We start from the raw sequence: 18,518 nt of genomic DNA on the forward strand, positions 1-18,518 counted from the left end.
AAAATAATTTATAAAAATGAAAGTTACACTTAATTTTATTTTCATTATTTATAAGTTAATATTATCAATAATAATTAAAAAAGAGAATATAAATGGACACAATTTCTAAATTAGAGAAAGGGAAACTTGACCTATTTGAGCACTTTTGGAGCAATTCAAAAGACAATATGTTTCTAGCAACTTTAGATAAAGATGGAGATTTTATTGCTGAAGAAATGAATCCATCACAAATGCAAAACCTTGGACAAACTGAACAAATTATCAACAAAAAACTAAAAGAGTTTTTAGGTGAAGAAAATGCTTGTTTTTTAGAAGAAAAGTATTTAAAGTGTCTTGAAGAAAACAAACCTATCATGGAAGAAGAGACTGTAAGTATTGATGGGGAAGATAGATATTACAACACTATGATTATTCCAATAAATGATAAAGATAGTGGAGAAAAAAGAGTAATAGGTATCTCAAGGGAGATTACAGAATTAAAACTTGCAAAACAACGACTTGAAAAATTAAATCAAGACCTTGACTCTCTTTTAGTTCAAAAAAGTGAAGAACTAGAAGGTGCAAATAGTAAACTTAAAACTTTAGCTTTTGATGATACTTTAACAGGTGTAGGAAATAGAAGATACCTAAATGATCATGCAAATAAAGCTATCTCTTTAGCTCATAGATATGATAGTTGCCTTACATTTATGGTATTAGATATTGATGGACTATCAAATATTAATGAGTCTTGTTCTCATACATTTGGAGATACTATTATAAAAAATTTTGCTTACTTATTAAAAACTAGTATTAGAGATTCGGATATCTTAGCAAGATATAGTGGAGAAGAATTTATTTTACTTCTACCTATGACTTCACTAGAAGACTCTCAAATTCTTGCAAAAAGACTTCTTGAAGAGACAAGAGACATGAGCTTTGAGTATGAAGGTAAAAAAATTCAAATAACTACAAGTATTGGGCTTTCAACTATTGATAATCCACAAGATAACTTAGACACTTTGCTTAGTAAAACTTACGATGCTTTAGCAAAAGCAAAAGAAGAAGGTAAAAATGTTTTAGTCTCTTATCTTGATAAAAACTCTTATAATATTGAAACTTGATTTTTCCCATGATTTTTAGATAGATACATAGCTTTATCAGCTCTTGATATAGCTTCATCTATCGTATCATCTTCTTCTAGTTTTGTTACACCAAAACTTGCTGTTACATGAGTCTTAGCTATTTTATTTAACTTTGTATCACTCTCAATAAGAACTCTTAATTTTTCTGCTAAAAATTTAGTATCAGAAACACTTGAATCAATAAGAGAAATAAGAAACTCTTCTCCTCCCCATCTTGCTAATAAGTCAGTTTTTCTAATCTCTGATTTTAATATCTTTGAGAATTGAACTAAGATTCTATCACCAACATGATGACCTAATTTGTCGTTTATCTCTTTAAAGTTATCTATATCTATAAAAATCAAACAAATATCATTTCTTTTTCTTTTCATCAGATTAAAATGAGTATTAAGCTTAAACTCAAAATCTCTTCTATTTGAGATTTTAGTTAAAGCATCATTATGTGATAAAAACTCTAACTTTTTACTATAGTTTTTAATTATTAAATAAACTAAAAATGCTATTACAGATGTAATTAATAAAGAAACAAATATATTAAAGTATAAGACATTTGTAACCTTATAAGTAAAATCTTTTAGATTTGCCTCAACAGTTAAATATAAATCTAGTTCGGGAATATATCTAGAGTTAAGAAGATAGGTATCACCATCTTTTTCATACTCAATAATAGAAGACTCTTTACTTAAAAGTTTCTCTTTAAAGCTCTCCATATTATCTTTTTCGTATGATATATAGTCATAGTTTATATTTCTTTCTGATAGAACAATTTCACCATTTTTATTATAAAAACTCACAATAAAGTGATTGTGGGTTCTAAATGTTTTGAGTATATCATTTATATAAGATGTTTTAAGAGCAACACCAATTACTCCTAGAAGCTTTGAGTTCTCGTCAAAGATTTTATAGTTTATAAACATAATTAAATTATTTGACATAAATTTATTCAAATCTAAATTTATCTCATGTTTTTTGTCACTTTTTATAAAATCAAAATACCATTCATTTAAAGGGTTTTCTTCTTTTAAAACTTCTAAAAGACCTTCTTGTGAATAGTAGTTTTTTGTTTTTGCAGAAACAAGAAAAGTATTAAATAAGGCATACTCTTTTTTTGTTGTGAGTAAATATTTTTTTATTTTAGATATATCTTGTTCTTCTTTTAACCAATCCTTTAAAAAACTATTATTTGCCATAGTAGAAGAGAGTAAGTGTGGTTTTATAATATATTTTTGAATATCAGAATAAATATTATCTAAAGAAAGAGGTAAAACTTGACTCTTTAATTGTTTCTGAACAGAAGAAAAAGAGATTGTATAGTTTAAAAAAGAGATGGAAATTGATAAAACAATTAATAAACTTGTGATTAAAAATACTACTTTATATTTTGATTTCATCTATTTCCCACTTTAGTAAGTTATAAAATTATTATATCTTTATTATGTTTAATAAATAATCAATTTTTAATCTTTTTGTCACTACAATTGATACCAATTATTAAAATTATAATTTATATTTAGGCTAATATTTGCAAGAAGAAATTATCAAAATAGAAAATCTATCTCATAAATATGGGAATAAAACAATTTACACTAATCTAAACCTTTCCATAAAAGAAGGTTCTGTTTATGGCATTTTAGGGAAAAATGGAGTAGGAAAGTCTACCTTAATTAATATCTTAATGGGTTATATAAAACCAAAAGAAGGAACATGCTCTATCCTTAATGAGTTTTCCCATAGTTTGTCCTCTGAAACAAAAAAGAAAATTGCCTTACTTCATGAAGGTTTTATTGCTTATGACTTTATGACTATTAAACAAAATGAAGAGTTTTATTCCTCTTTTTATGAAAACTGGGATAAAAATATATTTTATGAGCTAATTGATTTAATGAATCTATCTTATGAGCAAAAAGTTTCAACTCTCTCTTTTGGTCAAAAATCTCAAGTAGTACTAGGAACTCTCTTTGCACAAAATGCAAAACTTCTAATACTTGATGACTACTCTATGGGATTAGATGCAGGATATAGAAGGCTTTTTATTGATTATTTAAAAGAGTATATAAAAGAAAAAAAAGTAACTGTCTTAATAACTTCTCATGTAATGGAAGACTTAGTAGATTTAATTGATGATATTGCAATAGTACAAAAAGGTGGAGAAGTATATCAAGATAAAATGTCAAACTTTATAGACCATTTTAGATGTTATGAGATTGAAGATGAGAAGATAGATGAAGCACAAATTCATAGAATAGAAGAGTTTAAAGGCAAAAAGAAAATATATAGTTTTGAAAAATTTGAAAACCTAAAAGAGATTCAAACTAGCTTTGAGGATAAATTCTTAGGTTTTGTAGGAAAGTATTAAAATGATTTATTCAATTGTAAAAAAAGAGTGGTTAAAAATTAAATATCTAGTACTTTCTATGTTTGCCCTTAGTATTTTTGTGTTGGCATACTTTTGGTTTAAAATAGACTTTCTTTTTTCAACTATAGAACCAAAGTCTATGATGTGGTATAGATTTATTACTTTAGAACAAAAGCCTTATCAGTACTTCTCATACCTATTTTATGTAACTGCTATTTTAATATCTTGTTTTCAATTTATACCAGAGAAAATGGGAAAGAAAATTAAAATTATGATTCACCTTCCTATTGATATGCATAAATCTTTATTTATGCATCTATTTGTAGGCTTTTTCTATCTCTTAGCAGTTTGCACACTTTTTACTATTTCAAGTTATTTTATTTTATTAAATTATTATCCATATGAACTGATTTTTATAGCGTTAAAAGATTTAGGTTTTTATCTACTCTCTTCTATAATTTTATACCTTGGAATAAGTGCAACAATTATTGAAAGACAAACTTCTTTTAGTATGTTAAAACTGTTTATTACGCTATTTGTAACTGTAGTTTTTCACAAAAATATATATAGTTCATTTGATTTATTTTGGCTTGTTTTACTGATTTCAATGTTCTTTATTACATTAGATAGTTTTTATAGTATAAAAGAGCAAAGAGTAAAAAGTAAAATATATAAGCTCTTAGTTCTTGTATCTTTTTCACTTGTTTCATATTTTTCATACAATACCTACATAAATAAATATAAACAAAGTTCAAATAAATACTATATCTTTTATTCTCCCATTAAAAAAGAGTTTGTTTATCAAAAAAACTTTGGAGGACATCATTTTAAGTATGGAATAAAAAACAAAGGAAGCTTCGATAGAGAAACATATGAGTCTTATTTACCTTTTGTTTATTGGAGAAATCTTGATATTCAAAAAAAGCTTCCTATTATAATTGATAATGAAAGTTTTGATAAAAAAACTATCAAAGAATCAAGATTAAGCTTTTCATATAAACCAGAAGAACTAAAAAGGCAAGAACTAAATTTCTTTCCATTTATAAATCCAATAAGTAATATAGGAATGATTAGATTTCCTGAAGAGTTTATTTTGTTTAAAGACAAAGAGATAAGAGTATATAACTTTGAAGAAAAATTAGATTTAGCTCTTACAGATAAAATCAAAAACCTAGTAGATAACCATAATGTTTCATTTCCTATAAAAAACATTTGGGGAAAAGCAACAAATCTAAAACCATTTGATTTAGGCTACTTTTTTCTTGATGCAAAAGATAAACTTTTTAAAATAAATAGAGCTGACAATAAAATATATCTAAAAGAAGTTGTTTATCCTAAAAATATTGAAATAAAACATATAAAAATAAGTGAAAATAGACAACAAAAACTTGCAGGATTTGCAATTTCAAAAAATAACAAATTTTATTTAATAGATTACAAAACCTTAGATTTTAGGGCATTACAGCTAGATAATTTTGATTATAAAACAATGAGATTGCAACTTATTTCAAATCCTAAATATTACCTAATAAGATATACAGATGAGAAAAGCTATCATGTCGCAATTTTTGACAAAAACTTTGAAAAAATTGATCAAGAAATTTTTAAATAAACCAAAAAAGAAAGGATATACTTGAAGAGTAAAGTTGAACCAGAAAGATATTTTGTAGTAAGTGATTTTGAAGATGGTTGGGGTATGGAAGATATCCAATGTGAAGAACAACTATTTAGTTACTGCACAGAAGCACTATTTATTCCAGAAGAATTTATTGAAGAGTTAAATGTAAATGATGCATATAATTTAGAGATAGTTCTATCAAGTATTGATTTGGAAACAGTTGATGAAGATTGGTATGTAAATTTAATGAAAATTTCTAAAGATAGTTAAAAGTAGAAGAAAACTTCTACTTTTATTTATTTACTTTTACACCTCTAATTGAGTTTAAAAGTAAACCTATAGTAGTACCATTATGAAGTACTGCTGTTTGTATTGGAGAAAATAATCCAAAAGTAGCTCCAGCTAAAATAGCTGAGTTAATCCCTACTGTTGCATTGAAGTTATTGTTAATTAACTTCATAGTGTTATTTGCTAACTCTTTTGCTTCTACAACCGCTGAAATATCATCTTTTAATAAACTTACATCTGCAGTAGCTTTTGCTATATCAGCTCCCCTACTCATAGAAATACCAACATGAGAAGAGATAAGTGCAGGTGCATCATTAATACCATCACCAACAAATGCAACCTTTTTACCCTCATCCATAAGCTCTTTTACAATTCGTGCTTTGTCAGTTGGTAAAAGTTCTGCTCTAACTTCATCAATATCAAGTTCTTGAGCTATCATTGAAGCTTTTTTCTTAGTATCACCTGTTAGCATTACAATGTTTTTAACACCAAGCTCTCTTAATCTTTTAATAGAAGATTTTGCATTTTTTCTTAAATTATCTGCTAAAGAGATTGTTCCAAGAAGTTTTCCATCAAAACCTATGTAAAGAAGTGTCTTTCCATTGTCTAACGATTTTTGAATTCTTGATTTTGCATTTCCAAAATCAATCTTTTCATCATCTTCTAAAAAGTGTCTACTTCCAATAACAACTTGTTTTCCATCAACTTCTGTTTTTACACCATGGGCTACAATAAACTCAACCTCTTCATGGTGCATATGAACAAAACCTTTCTCCTTTGCTGCTTTTACAACAGCTTCAGCAACAGGATGGAAATAGTGTTCTTCAGTTGAAGCAGTAAGATTTAAAACATCCTCTTCACTCCACTCATCATCATAAGACTCTACAGAAATAACTTCAAGTTCCCCTTCAGTTAAAGTTCCAGTCTTATCAAAAACAAAAGTATCTGCACTATTTAATGACTCAATAGATTTTGCACCTTTAATCATAATACCATTGTGCCCTGCTTTTGAAATTGTTGTTTTAAAAGCAACAGGAGTAGCAAGCTTTAAAGCACAAGAATAATCTGCTTGTAAAATAGATGCTGTTCTTTCAAAATCTCTTGTAAGAACATATGAAGTACCAGCAAGTCCAAGTGTTACAGGAACTAACTTATCAGCTAGTTTTGTAGCTTTTAACTGTACTGAAGACTTTTCATTTAATGAGTTTTCTATATAGTGTTTAATTCTTTGTGTTGCAGTATCAGCTCCAACATATTCAGCCCAAACTCGTAATCTACCATCTTCAATAATAGTTCCAGAGATAACTCTATCTCCTCTTCTTTTAATTACAGGTTCAGCTTCACCAGTCATAGAAACTTCATTTACACTTGCACTTCCATCTAAAATATGACCATCAACTGCAATTGTATTTCCAACTCCTACAACTACAACATCACCTGTTTTAATCTCACTACTTTTAACTAAAACTTCTGTGATTTTGCCATCAACTTCTTTTTCAATCCATGCTTCTTCAACATTTGGTTTAGCAAGTTCTTTTAATAAATCATCACTTTTATGAACAGTTGTTTCTTCGATATATTCACCTAACTCTAACATAGCATTTGTAGAGTTAGCAGCTAAATAATCTTTTCTATATAAAGAAATCCCAACTGCTGCACTTTCTAATACTTTTGAAGTAAGTCCCTCCTCAAAAAGTTCTTTACTTCCTTCAATTAATAAAGGTGCTGCAGCAACAGAAGAAACTGTAGCTTTTATTAAATCATTTTTTGTAAATCTTTCTGCAAGTAAAGCAGAACTAGCTCGTACAATTCCTTTTATGCTAGGGTCTTCATCACTAACACAAGAAACGCACACAGCTTCATTTTTACATGATTCTAATAAATCATCAAGAGTTAAATCTTTTAATCTCTTTTCTACTGTTTCTAAAACTTTAGAATATTTAAAGTTAACAACAACACTTTTTGCTAACTTATTAACTCTTACACTTTCTACACCTTCTAATTTTTCTAAATCTTTTTTTAATATATTTTCATCAATATATTTATCATCTAGTAAAGAGTATTTGTATCTAACCCTTGAATTAGTTTGGTGTACTATTTTAAATTTATTACTCATAACTATTGGTTTTGGTTTGCTTCCATTTGTGCTTTTGCATCTTCATATCGCTCTTTTAACTCTTCCATTCCAGCTTGAAATAGTTCAGTTCCTTTTGAAGCTGCTTTCATAATAGTCTCTTGAGCACCTTTATTTGTTAATAGAAAAGTTACTGCTGCTCCAACTAAAGCACCTTTTACAAAATCAGAGTTATTAAATAATCCTTGATTTTGTGGGTTTTGTTGAGGGTTTCCAAACTGTTGATTTTGATTAATATATGGGTTTTGATTTATATTCATAGAAGGAGTTGCTCCAACTCTTGTATTATCAATATTTGGGTCATACATATTTTGTTGATTCATATTATTCATTTGATTTTGATTTACATTCATATTTTGTGGGTTTTGATTTACATTTTGATTCATCTATTGCTCCTTTGCAATTAATGTTGCTTCTTCACAACACTCTTCTTCACTAGGTTTATTTAGTTTATCATCTAAAACTTCTAATGCATAAATTCCTGCCATTCCAATAGAAATAGTAGTCATTGCTTTAAAGAATCCACCCTTTTGAGATAAATAATCAGCAGTAGCAACAGCAGCTCCTGTTGCAATTGCTCCTTGAGAAGTTCTTTTTAAAGTATCTTTTACTGCTTCTTTTGTAGTAATTTCTTCATTTTTAACTTTTCTCATATTAATAGTACTTGATGCAACAGCTGAAGCAATTGCTCCAGTTATTACACTTCTTAAAACAGGATTTGATGGATTATTAATTAAAGGTTGATTCATTATTTAAAGTCCTCTTCTTTTTCTTTATTATTTTCTTTCTCTAACTTTTGCTGCTCTTTTTTCTCTTTAATACAAGCAGCTGTTGCGTTGATAGTATCTTTTACCTCATCAACAGTCTCTTTACTTTTTTCAATTGAAGTATTAGCTACATCCTTTGATTTTGAAAATAGTGATGTTGCTTTTTCTTTTAACTTATCTGATTTTGTAAAAGCATATACTGCACCTGCTCCTACTGCTATTCCTAATACAAATGGTAAAGCCATGACTTACTCCTTATCTTTTTTATTCATGTAGTCATTAAAAAATGCAACCCCTGCTGCACCTAGTGCTGCTCCTGAAAGCATTGAAAGATTTAATTTAGAAAATAGGTTTGTTAATTTTGTTTCATCCATGTTTCCATTTAACATATCTTCTAATATCATTTGATATTCACCAATTTTTTCCATTACTTGTTCTTGGTTAAAACCTTGCACATCATTTGCTGTTGAGTAATGATTTAAAATACAGTTTCTAAAAGCTGGTAAATGATTGTTGTATGAGTGTGCTTGAAGTTGATAGAAAACATCTCTTATGTCTGCTTCTTGAACATGAGTTAAAAGATTATCATACATAGCGATATTTTGAATCTCACTTGCCACACCTAATTCACAAGCTTCAACAAAACTATTTGGTGCTTCAATTTTTAAATGCCAATCATTAACTGGCACTTCCACATTATACTTTTGTAATAAAAAGATTAAAGCTTGGTAATGCCTAGCTTCAGACTCTTTTATATGTACAAAAGGTTGAACTAAACCAAACTTCTCGATTATCCTTACATATGCTTCATATGCTTTACACTCATCATAAATTGCAATTCTAAGTGCTTGAGAAATTATTGGTTGAGGATCATTTACATCTATTCTTTGGCTTATTAATAAAGCCTCATCTAAATTTGCTGGCAATTACACAACCTCCTTTGCTAAACTATTTATTAACTCTGTGATTTCACTTAAGTTTCTATTTACTATTAAATCATCCCATAGATTAGGAGGAAAAACAGTTGGATCATAAGTGATAGTTACAGAAGCAATTATTTTTTTAATCTTAATACTGTTTATTCCATCAATCTTTTGTGGTAAGTTTTCAATATCTTCTAAAGTGATATTTCCACTTTCATTTTTAATCTTTGGATTTACTCTTACTCTTAATCTTCCAGGAGTATGAGCTATAACAGTAAAATAGCTAGCTATTTTAATAATATCTTCAGTACTTATCATTTAATTCCTTTTTGTAATTATTGTATCTTAATCTTAATAATAACTTATTATAAATTTAGAATCACTATCAATAAATGTTATTTATTAATAGAACACAACTTTATTTCTTCCTGTTTTTTTCGCCTCATATAAAGCTTCATCTGCTCTTTTATATACAGTTTCAAATTTTTCATCATATATACATACTGTACATCCCATTGAAATAGTCACTTGAATCTTATGTTCATCTATTTCAAAAATCTCTTTTTCTACGACTTTTCTTACTCTATTTGCTATTTTTATAATATTTACACTTGATGTATCGTCAATTAAAAGTAAAAACTCTTCTCCACCAAATCTTCCTAAAATATCGTCTTTTGATATCTCTTTAGAGATAAGTTTTGCCAGTTCTTTTAAAATACAATCCCCAACATAATGTCCATAAGTATCATTGATTTTCTTAAAGAAGTCAATATCAAATATAATCATAGAGAAGTCTTTATCTTCAAGCCATCTTTTTGCATAGTTAGTTATTGTTGATTTATTATAAACACTTGTTAGTTCATCTGTACTTGCTTTAAAAGTTAAGTGATTTATTTTATGATTTAGAGTTGATACATCATTCATACAAATTAAATATTTTCTAATATCTAACTTAGAAACTTGAAAAGTAAAGTACATCTCTTGGTCATCTATTAGTTTGAACTTCGCTGGCATATCTTTATTGTTGTACCTTTTTGCAACTGCCATAAAGTTTGCTTTTGTTTTATTATCTATTAATGCAATATTTTCTAAAAAATTGTCTGTATTAAAAAATATCTCTTTAAACTTTCTATTAACGCTTTGTATCTCTTTCCCATCAGTTATCATAATAATATTTTGTTGGGTATCAAGAACAGACTGCAAGAAGTCTCTCTCTTTTTTTAAAGTTAAATCTTGTTGAGCATTTATCACACGGAACATCTCATTTATCTTTCTAATTAAATAAGAGATTTCATCATCATAACTAACTCTTAACTGATATTTTAATGTCTCATTTAAAGATACTTTCTTTACGATATTTGCAATATAATTTATTCTATTTACAAAAAGTTTATTTATAAAAATAAAAAATACAATCATTGTAAAAAAAAACATAGCTAAAAACAAAAATAGAATATATTTTAACTCTACAATCATATTATTATAAACATCTCTACTATTTTGAAATCTTATATAGAAGTTTTGTTTTTCTAAAACATCATAAAACTTTAAATAGTAAAATAGCTTATCAGTATCTTGAACTTTTATCTTATAATCAATTACATCATTTTCAAAACTTATTTTACTAAAATCATCTACTCCATAATTGCTAACTAAACTTGCATAATCACCTATAGTATCACTTATTTTAGTCAAAAAAGAGGAATTAATAGCTCTACCTGTAAAGACATAACCAGCCACTTCATTATTTACTAAAACCTTTTCAAAGCTAAATAATACTTTTTCAAAATTTAAGGTTACATATCTATTTTTACTAGATAAAGAGAGTTTGTTAAAACTTGTTTTATTTAAAAAAGAGAAAAGCTCTTCAGGAACAGCCATTTGCTCTTCTGAGCTTAAATCGTAATATTTTGATATTAGTGGTTTTTTATTTTCATCAAGCAAAATAAAATACGATAGATTTAGTTTTTTCATAAAATCAGGTTTATTTATAAAAAAACTATTTAATGATTGAGTATCATTGTTTTTTATATAGTTTAATAGTAAGTCATGAGTTGAATACTCATAGCTTATATTCTCTACTTTTTCATAATAATTGTTTAATATACTTTGAACTTTTTTCACATTGTTAATAGTGATTTTCTCTTCTATACTTTCAATATTTACAACCCTACTTTTAACAATAAAAGAGATTAGAACAAAAGAGAAAATAAAGATTATTATAAAAAGAAGTGAAACTTTTTTATTTATATTCATTTTTTATTTTATTGACAATCTTCACACAGTCCATAAATTATCATTGCATGGTCTTTTAAAATAAAGTTATTATCTTTTGCAATTGATTCTTGTTTTTCTTCAATAATATCATCAGAAAACTCAATAATTTTATGGCAAGAAGTACAAACTAAATGGTCATGATGCTCTGAAATTTTAAGTTCATATCTTTTTACACTATCACCTACATCTAAACTATCAATAATATTTAAGTCCTCAAAAAACTTTACTGTTCTATAAACAGTTGCAATTCCTACATCAATGTTATACTCTTCTTTTACCTTAAATGCTATTTGCTCAGCAGTTAAATGTTCATCTGAGTAAAAAAGAATTTTTAAAATATAATCCTTTTGAATTGAGTTTTTAAATCCTAATTTTGATACGTGTAGTTTGAAGTTCTTTAAAAATGCATCAAATGTCATTCCGTGTTTACTGTTCATTCTTATCCTCTTATATATATAATTACAAAACTAACTACTAATGCTAGTGTATAAACTTTCCAAAGCCTACCATGAATTTTGATATTTTTTTTATGTAAATTTGATTCTTGATACTCTTTTTTCATTTTCAACCTTAATAATCAGTATCAAAATACTATTCTAAATATTCTTAATTTTATATTAATGATAGTAATTATCATTTTAAACTACTTTTAAGACTTCTTGCCTTATAATTTTGATAGCTATTATCAAGTAAAGGATATAAAAATGATTGCACTACCTGCTATAAACACTCTTGCAAGCAATGCACTAGTTGGAACAATTGCTACAAAGTTAATTGATTCAGTAATTAGTTCTAAGATTTCTCAAAAACAAGATAGTAAAAAGTGGTTAAGAGAAAAGAAACTTAATACTTTTTCTATATTAAGTGATGAAATAGTAACTATGACTTGCGAAAACTTATCAGAAAAAAAGGTAGCTATTAGGTCAATTATTTCTAAATTAGTATTGCTAACTAATGAAAAAGAATTAATTAATACATTAAATAACTATATGTTTATCTTAGAAGAGTATGAGTGCTATAAAGATGAGATTGACATGAAGTCAATTAATACTCAACTTATAAATACAATTAGAAAATCTATAAACAATTTATAATATTGATAAAGACTATCAATATTAAGTATGATTTAAGTGTAATTTTTTTAGAATACATCTTATTATTTGATAACGACTATCATTTAGAAAACTAAAAGGAAAAATATGAACAAAACAAAATTATTAGCAGCAAGTATTAGTTTTGCAGCGGCGCTAGCATTTTCTGGTTGTGCAGCATCGAATGCAGATTCTAAAGCACATTCTCACCATCATATGGAAAAAGGTGATATCTTAAGTTCTTATGCACAAATTGCACATGATAACTATAATGATGCACTAAATGATGCAAAAGCATTACAAAATGCTATTAATAAATTTGCAGCAAATCCTACTGAAAAAACTTTACAAGCAGCAAAAGATGCTTGGTTAGTTTCAAGAGAATCTTATGGACAAACTGAAATCTTCAGACTTGCAAATGGTCCAATTGATGCAGAAGAAGGTTGGGTTGCTAATAAATATGGTGCATTAGAAGGTCAATTAAATGCTTGGCCATTAGACGAAAATATGATTGATTATACTATTGATGCTAATGGTGCTAAAACAAGTGGAAATATCATTGATACAAAAGGTAAATTTAACCCAGGTGGTGAAGATTCATCTGTTGTTGATGTAACTTCTATTACTGTTGATGCTTTAACTGCTTTAAATGAAAATGGTGGAGAAGCAAACGTTTCTACAGGATACCATGCTGTTGAGTTCTTATTATGGGGACAAGACCAAGATTACTCAAACTTTGTAAAAGATTCAATCACAAACGGAGCTAAAACTGCTGGTCAAAGACCACTTTCTGATTTTACTTCTGATGTAAACTCTCAAAGAAGATTAGCTTACTTAAAAGCATCTGCACAAAAAATCGTTTCTGATTTAGAAACTGTTACTTCTGCTTGGAATAAAGATGGTTTATATCAAGCTGCATTCCAAGGAAAATTAACAGGTGAAAATGCTTCTAAAAACTTAACTAAAGAAGAAGCTTTAAAACAAGTTATCGCTGGAATGGGTGTATTTATTAAATCAGAACTTGCAAATGAAAGAATTGCAGTTGCTGTGTTAACACCATCAGAAGAAGATGAGCACTCTTGCTTCTCTGACAATACTCATAGAGATATTGTAACAAACTACTTAGGTTTCAAAAATATTTTAACTTCAACTTATAATGGTAAAGCATACGGTGCTGCATTATTAGATAAAGTTTCAAAAGAAGACAAAGCTAGAATTGTTGCATTAATGACTTCTATTGAAGAAAAAATTGCAAAAGTTGATGAGACTGCAAAAACAAAAGAACACTTTGATTATCAAATTCAGCCAGATAACCCAATGGCAAAAGTTATTGTAAAACTTAAAAATGAAATGAGAAAACTTGGTGATGAAATGGTTACAGTTGCAAAAGCAAATGGAATCTCTTTAAGTACAGACGATGTTACAGATCCAGAAGAAACAAAAATCTAATTTCAAATCAATTTCAAAAACCCTTATAAATAAAAGCCTCGTAGCACTTTTTGCTACTGGGCTTTTTGCGGTTTTAGCAAATGGTTCTGAAATAACTGAAAGCCAAGATAAAAAGACTCTACTTAAACATGTAGAAAATCTAAGTGATGAAGAGTACGATAAGTTTATATTAGGAAGAAGTTTTTTTAAAATCCCTTGGGTTGAAGCTCCAAGTGCAACAACAGCAAGAGATGGATTAGGACCCCTTTTTAATGCAAACACATGTAATAGTTGTCACCCAAGTAATGGTAGAGGAAATCTTTACAACGAAAATGGAACACTTTCACGTGCAGTAATTCCTAAACTTTCAATTCCTTCTAAAGGATTAAAAGAAGAGTTAGAGTTTCTTAAAACAAATGCTTTAATACCAGAACCAAGTTATGGTGGTCAAGTTGCTATTAATGGAACAGCTAAAGTAAAATATGAAGCAAAACCAGAAATAAAGTTTGAAGAGATTGAAGTAGAATTCCCAGATGGAGAAGTTGATACTATCTTAAAACCAAACTATGTATTAAATGATTTACAATATGGAGAGCTTCACAAAGATACGATTATCACTTTTAGAATTGCACCATCACTAAATGGTTTAGGTCTTATAGAAGATATTCCAAATGAAAAAATCTTAGCAAATATTGATGAGTTTGATAAAAATAAAGATGGTATTTCAGGACGTGTAAACTATGTTTATTCTCCTATTACAAAGAAAAAAGAGATAGGAAAATACTCTTGGAAAGCAGCCAATACAACAATCTTACATCAAAGTGCTGATGCAGCTATAAATGATATGGGATTAACAACTTCTATTTTTCCAAAAGATAAATGTACAGACATACAAGTAGCTTGTAAAGAAGCTCCTAAAGCTAGACATCAAATAGATTTACCTGATTTTAGACTTCAAGCTGTAGACTTTTATATTAAAAAAAGACAAACATATAGTGCAAAAAAAGATAAAGAGTATGAAGAAGGGTTAAACTTATTTAAACAAGTCTCTTGTGCAAAATGCCACATAGATTCATTTACTACAAAAAGTGGACTTGAGATTTCACCTTTTACAGATCTTTTATTACATGATATGGGTGAAGGTTTAGCAGATGGAAGAACAGAGTTTGATGCAAGTGGAAGTGAATGGAGAACTCCTGCTTTATGGGGTTTAAGTTTACATGAAAAAATCAATAATAAAAAGCCAAGATTACTACACGATGGAAGAGCAAGAAATTTCCAAGAAGCAATTCTTTGGCATGGTGGTGAGGCACAAGCTTCTAAAGAAGCTTTCATGCACTTAGACAAACAAAAAAGAGAAAAACTACTAAAATTTTTAGAGAGGTTATAAAATGAAAATATTTAAAATAGTTCTAACAATACTTTGTTTAACTTCTATATCTTTTGCAAATGAAAAAGTTGAAAATATAGATATTAAAAATAAAGAAATGTTAAATACAATCTATGAACAAGTGATTTTAAAAGATTCACAAAAAGCCGTAGAGGATATTAAAGCTTTAGAAAAAGAAGTTACAAATAGCAAAACTGAAGAGGCAAAACAAGAGTTTAAAAATCTTGTTAAATCATGGAAAAGTGTTCAATCGACATATATTTTAGGTGAATTAAATGAAGATTATATTGATACTCCAAGATTAATTGATATTTACCACCACGGAAATGAAGATATTAAAGTTCAGTTAGACCGTGCAATAGAGAGTAAAGATGCACCAAAAATCGCTCTATTTAAAAACTCACTTAAATCAATCAACGCTTTAGAGTACGTATTACATACAAAAGATATTAAAGACAAAAGAGTAAATGAAATCACACTTACTATTATAAAAAGAATTAAGTCTCATCTTGAAGATATTAATAATGAATATAAAGCCCTTCACAAAACTTTTTTAAGTGATTTAAAAAAGGCAAATGGAATTCTAATCAATAAACTTATTCAAAACACTTATAAACTAAAAGAGTGGAGAATTGGAGATGTAGTTGGTTTAAGTAAAAAATACAAAGACAATTTTGATAATAAAAGAGGAGAATATTTTATTAGTAAAAACTCTTCATTAGCTATTGATTCTATTTTAAATACTTACAAAAATGTTTTCAATAATAAAGCTTACTATGATTATGGAAACTACCTTGTGGACTTAACACATAATGAGCAAGTTGATGTTTTAAGAAACTCAATTACTAAAGCAATCTCTTTAAATGAAAAAATTAAAAATGATGATTTTAAAGATGCAAAAGAGCTTTATGAAGTAACAAATACTATTCATGTTGTTCTATTTTTAGATTTAATTGAAGAGTTATCAATCAATGCAAAAATCATTGATGCAGATGGTGACTAAAATTGAATGACCTTTTACTCTTTGAGTATTTAATAAACCCAGATAAAAGAACTTTCTGGGTTTATATTATCTCATCAGTTGCTATTGCAATGGTTTATTTATACTTTAATAAGAAGTATATTAGAACAAATTTATCTAAAGCTTTGTGGCTTCATCCTAGTGCAAAACTTGATTATTACTACTTTGTTCTTTCATACTTTATTAAAATCGCAATAATTTTTCCAATAGTAATTAGTGCAAATAGTGTTGCTTTGTTAGTGCGAAAACTTCTTTATTTAGAGTTTGGATTTAATCACATAAATTCTCTTTCTTATGAAGCAGTAATTATTTTATATACAGTAACACTTTTTGTAATAAGTGACTTTACTAGATACTGGCTACATAGATTTTTACATACTATTCCTTTTCTTTGGGAGTTCCATAAAATACATCATAGTGCAAAAGTTTTAAACCCTTTAACTTTTTATAGAGTTCATCCAGTTGAAAATATTCTTTTTGGATTTCGATACTCTTTAAGTATAGGTCTTACAACAGGTGTATTTTTATACTTTTTTGGTTCAAAAATTGGAATTGTAGAAATAGTTGGAGCTAATATGTTTGTATTTGTTTTCTCAATTTTGGGTTCAAACTTAAGACACTCACATATCCCTCTTGGTTATTTTAGCTTCTTAGAAAAGTGGCTTATTTCACCAAAACAGCATCAAATTCACCATAGTAAAAAGTTTTTTGATAAAAACTATGGTGGATACTTAAGCATTTGGGATAGAGTTTTTGGAACGCTAAAACTATCCAATGAAGTTCAAGTATTAAAATTTGGACTTAGAAAAGAGCAAATGAAAGAGTACAGGTCAATAAAAAACTTATTACTATTACCATTTATAAATATTTTAAGAAGGAGAAGTTAGTGAAATATTTAAATTTAGTTGCCCTTGCAACTACTGCTTTACTTGTAACTGGTTGTACAAACTCTACTTTATCAAAAGAAGAGATTCAAAAGCAGATAAAACAAAAAGAACAATTAGGAAAGGTTTTATTTTTTGATAAAAATCTTTCAAAAAATAGAACTCAAGCTTGTGCCACTTGCCATAACCCTGAGAGAGGTTTTGCAGATGATAGAGACAATGGAGTAAAAGCTATGGCATCACTAGGTGATGATGGGAAATCATTAGGTGATAGACAAGCTCCAAGTGCAGCTTATGCTATGTTTAGTCCAAAGTTTCATTATGATAAAAAAAGTAAGCAATATATTGGTGGACAGTTTTGGGATGGAAGAGAAGATACTTTAGCAGGACAAGCAGGAGGTCCTCCAACAAATCCCATTGAAATGGGAATGCCATCAAAAAAAGCTGTTGTAGATAGACTAAAAGAAAACCCTTATTATATAGAGACTTTCAAAACTATTTATGGAGAAGACATTTTCTCTTCAAATGAAAAAGCATATACAGCAATGACTGATTCAATTGAAAAGTTTGAACAAACAAAAGAGTTCGCTCCCTTTGATTCAAAATATGATAGATTTTTAAGAGGAGAGTATGACTTAACACCCCTTGAAGACTTAGGTAGATCACTATTTTTCTCAAATGCAAATAACTCTTGTGCAAATTGTCACCTTAGTAAAGCAGAAGATTCAGAAGGTGAAACTTTTACAAACTTTGAGTACCACAATATTGGAACACCAATAAACCATGAGTTAAGAGCTAAAAATGGTGTAAAAGATATTGATAAAGGTTTATTAGCAAACCCAAAAGTTACTGATGAAAAACATTTAGGGAAACATAAAGTTCCAACACTTAGAAATGTAGCAGTAACTGGTCCATATATGCACAATGGTGTATTTAAAGATTTAAGAACTGTAGTTTTATTTTATGATAAATATAACAATAAAGAAAGAACTATTAATCCAGAAACAAGTAAGGCTTGGGATAAACCAGAAGTTGAAGGAACTATCTCTTTAGAGGACTTAAAAGCCAAAAAACAAAACGAAAGAAAAATAGATGCCTTAGTTGCATTTATGAAACTTTTAACTGACAAAAGATACGAACACTTATTAGAAGAGGAATAATCCTCTTCTTTTAATCCTATAAAATAAAAACTATATAGATTTTTGATTTACTTTTTT

At 27.9% G+C, this 18,518-nt stretch carries 20 protein-coding genes; 10 read left to right on the forward strand and 10 right to left on the reverse strand.

Translation table 11 applies throughout. The annotated features are described in order from the left end of the window. Positions 1-92: 92 nt before the first annotated feature. Positions 93-1,103, forward strand: coding sequence for a GGDEF domain-containing protein (locus CRV02_RS10425; protein ID WP_129090285.1), 1,011 nt, complete (start codon positions 93-95; stop codon positions 1,101-1,103). Here the strand turns inward: CRV02_RS10425 and CRV02_RS10430 are convergent. Beyond that, a complete protein-coding gene (locus tag CRV02_RS10430; RefSeq protein WP_129090286.1) occupies positions 1,085-2,515 on the reverse strand; it encodes a sensor domain-containing diguanylate cyclase in 1,431 nt (476 codons plus the stop codon). The genes CRV02_RS10425 and CRV02_RS10430 overlap by 19 nt on opposite strands. A gap of 131 nt (positions 2,516-2,646) precedes the next feature. Between CRV02_RS10430 and CRV02_RS10435 the strand changes: the two genes are divergently transcribed. Genes CRV02_RS10435 through CRV02_RS10445 form a run of 3 tightly spaced genes read left to right on the forward strand, consistent with a single transcriptional unit; the run spans position 2,647 to position 5,368 of the window. Beyond that, on the forward strand, positions 2,647-3,480 hold the full coding sequence (locus tag CRV02_RS10435) for an ATP-binding cassette domain-containing protein (RefSeq protein ID WP_129090287.1): 834 nt from the start codon (positions 2,647-2,649) through the stop codon (positions 3,478-3,480). 1 nt (position 3,481) lies between these two features. Next, positions 3,482-5,092: a DUF4857 domain-containing protein gene (locus tag CRV02_RS10440; protein WP_129090288.1), complete on the forward strand. Its 1,611-nt coding sequence runs from the start codon at positions 3,482-3,484 to the stop codon at positions 5,090-5,092. A 21-nt stretch (positions 5,093-5,113) separates the two neighbouring features. Then, positions 5,114-5,368, forward strand: a complete 255-nt coding sequence (locus CRV02_RS10445) for a hypothetical protein (RefSeq protein ID WP_258239096.1) — start codon at positions 5,114-5,116, stop codon at positions 5,366-5,368. A 22-nt stretch (positions 5,369-5,390) separates the two neighbouring features. Here the strand turns inward: CRV02_RS10445 and CRV02_RS10450 are convergent, their stop codons facing one another. From CRV02_RS10450 to CRV02_RS15040, 9 genes are all read right to left on the reverse strand, one after another. After that, positions 5,391-7,502 (reverse strand): heavy metal translocating P-type ATPase, encoded by a 2,112-nt coding sequence (locus tag CRV02_RS10450; protein ID WP_129090289.1) that lies wholly within the window; start codon positions 7,500-7,502, stop codon positions 5,391-5,393. A gap of 2 nt (positions 7,503-7,504) precedes the next feature. Further along, entirely contained in the window at positions 7,505-7,906 is a 402-nt protein-coding gene (locus tag CRV02_RS10455) for a YtxH domain-containing protein (RefSeq protein ID WP_258239286.1), read from the reverse strand. Further along, positions 7,907-8,269: a hypothetical protein gene (locus tag CRV02_RS10460; RefSeq protein ID WP_129090290.1), complete on the reverse strand. Its 363-nt coding sequence runs from the start codon at positions 8,267-8,269 to the stop codon at positions 7,907-7,909. It lies immediately after the preceding gene. Then, the gene (locus CRV02_RS10465; RefSeq protein WP_129085562.1) at positions 8,269-8,532 is read right to left on the reverse strand and encodes a hypothetical protein; all 264 of its coding nucleotides are present in this window, start codon (positions 8,530-8,532) and stop codon (positions 8,269-8,271) included. The genes CRV02_RS10460 and CRV02_RS10465 overlap by 1 nt, the downstream gene beginning before the upstream one ends. 3 nt (positions 8,533-8,535) lie before the next feature. Continuing rightward, positions 8,536-9,213 carry a DUF2202 domain-containing protein gene (locus CRV02_RS10470; protein WP_129085561.1) on the reverse strand — a complete coding sequence of 226 codons (678 nt, stop codon included), beginning with the start codon at positions 9,211-9,213 and terminating at the stop codon, positions 8,536-8,538. Then, positions 9,214-9,528, reverse strand: a complete 315-nt coding sequence (locus CRV02_RS10475) for an HMA2 domain-containing protein (RefSeq protein WP_129090291.1) — start codon at positions 9,526-9,528, stop codon at positions 9,214-9,216. It lies immediately after the preceding gene. Between the two features lie 84 nt (positions 9,529-9,612). Beyond that, on the reverse strand, positions 9,613-11,466 hold the full coding sequence (locus CRV02_RS10480; protein WP_129090292.1) for a GGDEF domain-containing protein: 1,854 nt from the start codon (positions 11,464-11,466) through the stop codon (positions 9,613-9,615). An 8-nt stretch (positions 11,467-11,474) separates the two neighbouring features. Beyond that, on the reverse strand, positions 11,475-11,924 hold the full coding sequence (locus tag CRV02_RS10485) for a Fur family transcriptional regulator (protein ID WP_129085558.1): 450 nt from the start codon (positions 11,922-11,924) through the stop codon (positions 11,475-11,477). Positions 11,925-11,926: 2 nt separating this feature from the next. After that, positions 11,927-12,049: a hypothetical protein gene (locus CRV02_RS15040; protein ID WP_258239094.1), complete on the reverse strand. Its 123-nt coding sequence runs from the start codon at positions 12,047-12,049 to the stop codon at positions 11,927-11,929. Positions 12,050-12,191: 142 nt separating this feature from the next. Here CRV02_RS15040 and CRV02_RS10490 point away from each other — a divergent pair, with 142 nt between their 5' ends. From CRV02_RS10490 to CRV02_RS10515, 6 genes are all read left to right on the forward strand, one after another. Next, positions 12,192-12,581, forward strand: coding sequence for a hypothetical protein (locus CRV02_RS10490; protein ID WP_129090293.1), 390 nt, complete (start codon positions 12,192-12,194; stop codon positions 12,579-12,581). Between the two features lie 105 nt (positions 12,582-12,686). After that, complete coding sequence (locus CRV02_RS10495; protein ID WP_129090294.1) at positions 12,687-14,027, forward strand: imelysin family protein; 1,341 nt, start codon at positions 12,687-12,689, stop codon at positions 14,025-14,027. Then, positions 13,996-15,396, forward strand: coding sequence for a di-heme oxidoredictase family protein (locus CRV02_RS10500; RefSeq protein WP_129090295.1), 1,401 nt, complete (start codon positions 13,996-13,998; stop codon positions 15,394-15,396). The genes CRV02_RS10495 and CRV02_RS10500 overlap by 32 nt, the downstream gene beginning before the upstream one ends. Position 15,397: 1 nt before the next feature. After that, a complete protein-coding gene (locus tag CRV02_RS10505) occupies positions 15,398-16,399 on the forward strand; it encodes an imelysin family protein (RefSeq protein WP_129090296.1) in 1,002 nt (333 codons plus the stop codon). Positions 16,400-16,401: 2 nt separating this feature from the next. After that, positions 16,402-17,304: a sterol desaturase family protein gene (locus CRV02_RS10510; RefSeq protein ID WP_258239287.1), complete on the forward strand. Its 903-nt coding sequence runs from the start codon at positions 16,402-16,404 to the stop codon at positions 17,302-17,304. Then, complete coding sequence (locus CRV02_RS10515) at positions 17,304-18,461, forward strand: cytochrome-c peroxidase (protein WP_258239288.1); 1,158 nt, start codon at positions 17,304-17,306, stop codon at positions 18,459-18,461. Before CRV02_RS10510 ends, CRV02_RS10515 begins: the two co-directional genes overlap by 1 nt. Positions 18,462-18,518: the final 57 nt, after the last annotated feature.

The sequence above is a fragment of the Arcobacter sp. CECT 8989 genome (genome assembly GCF_004116715.1).
Taxonomy (GTDB): domain Bacteria; phylum Campylobacterota; class Campylobacteria; order Campylobacterales; family Arcobacteraceae; genus Halarcobacter.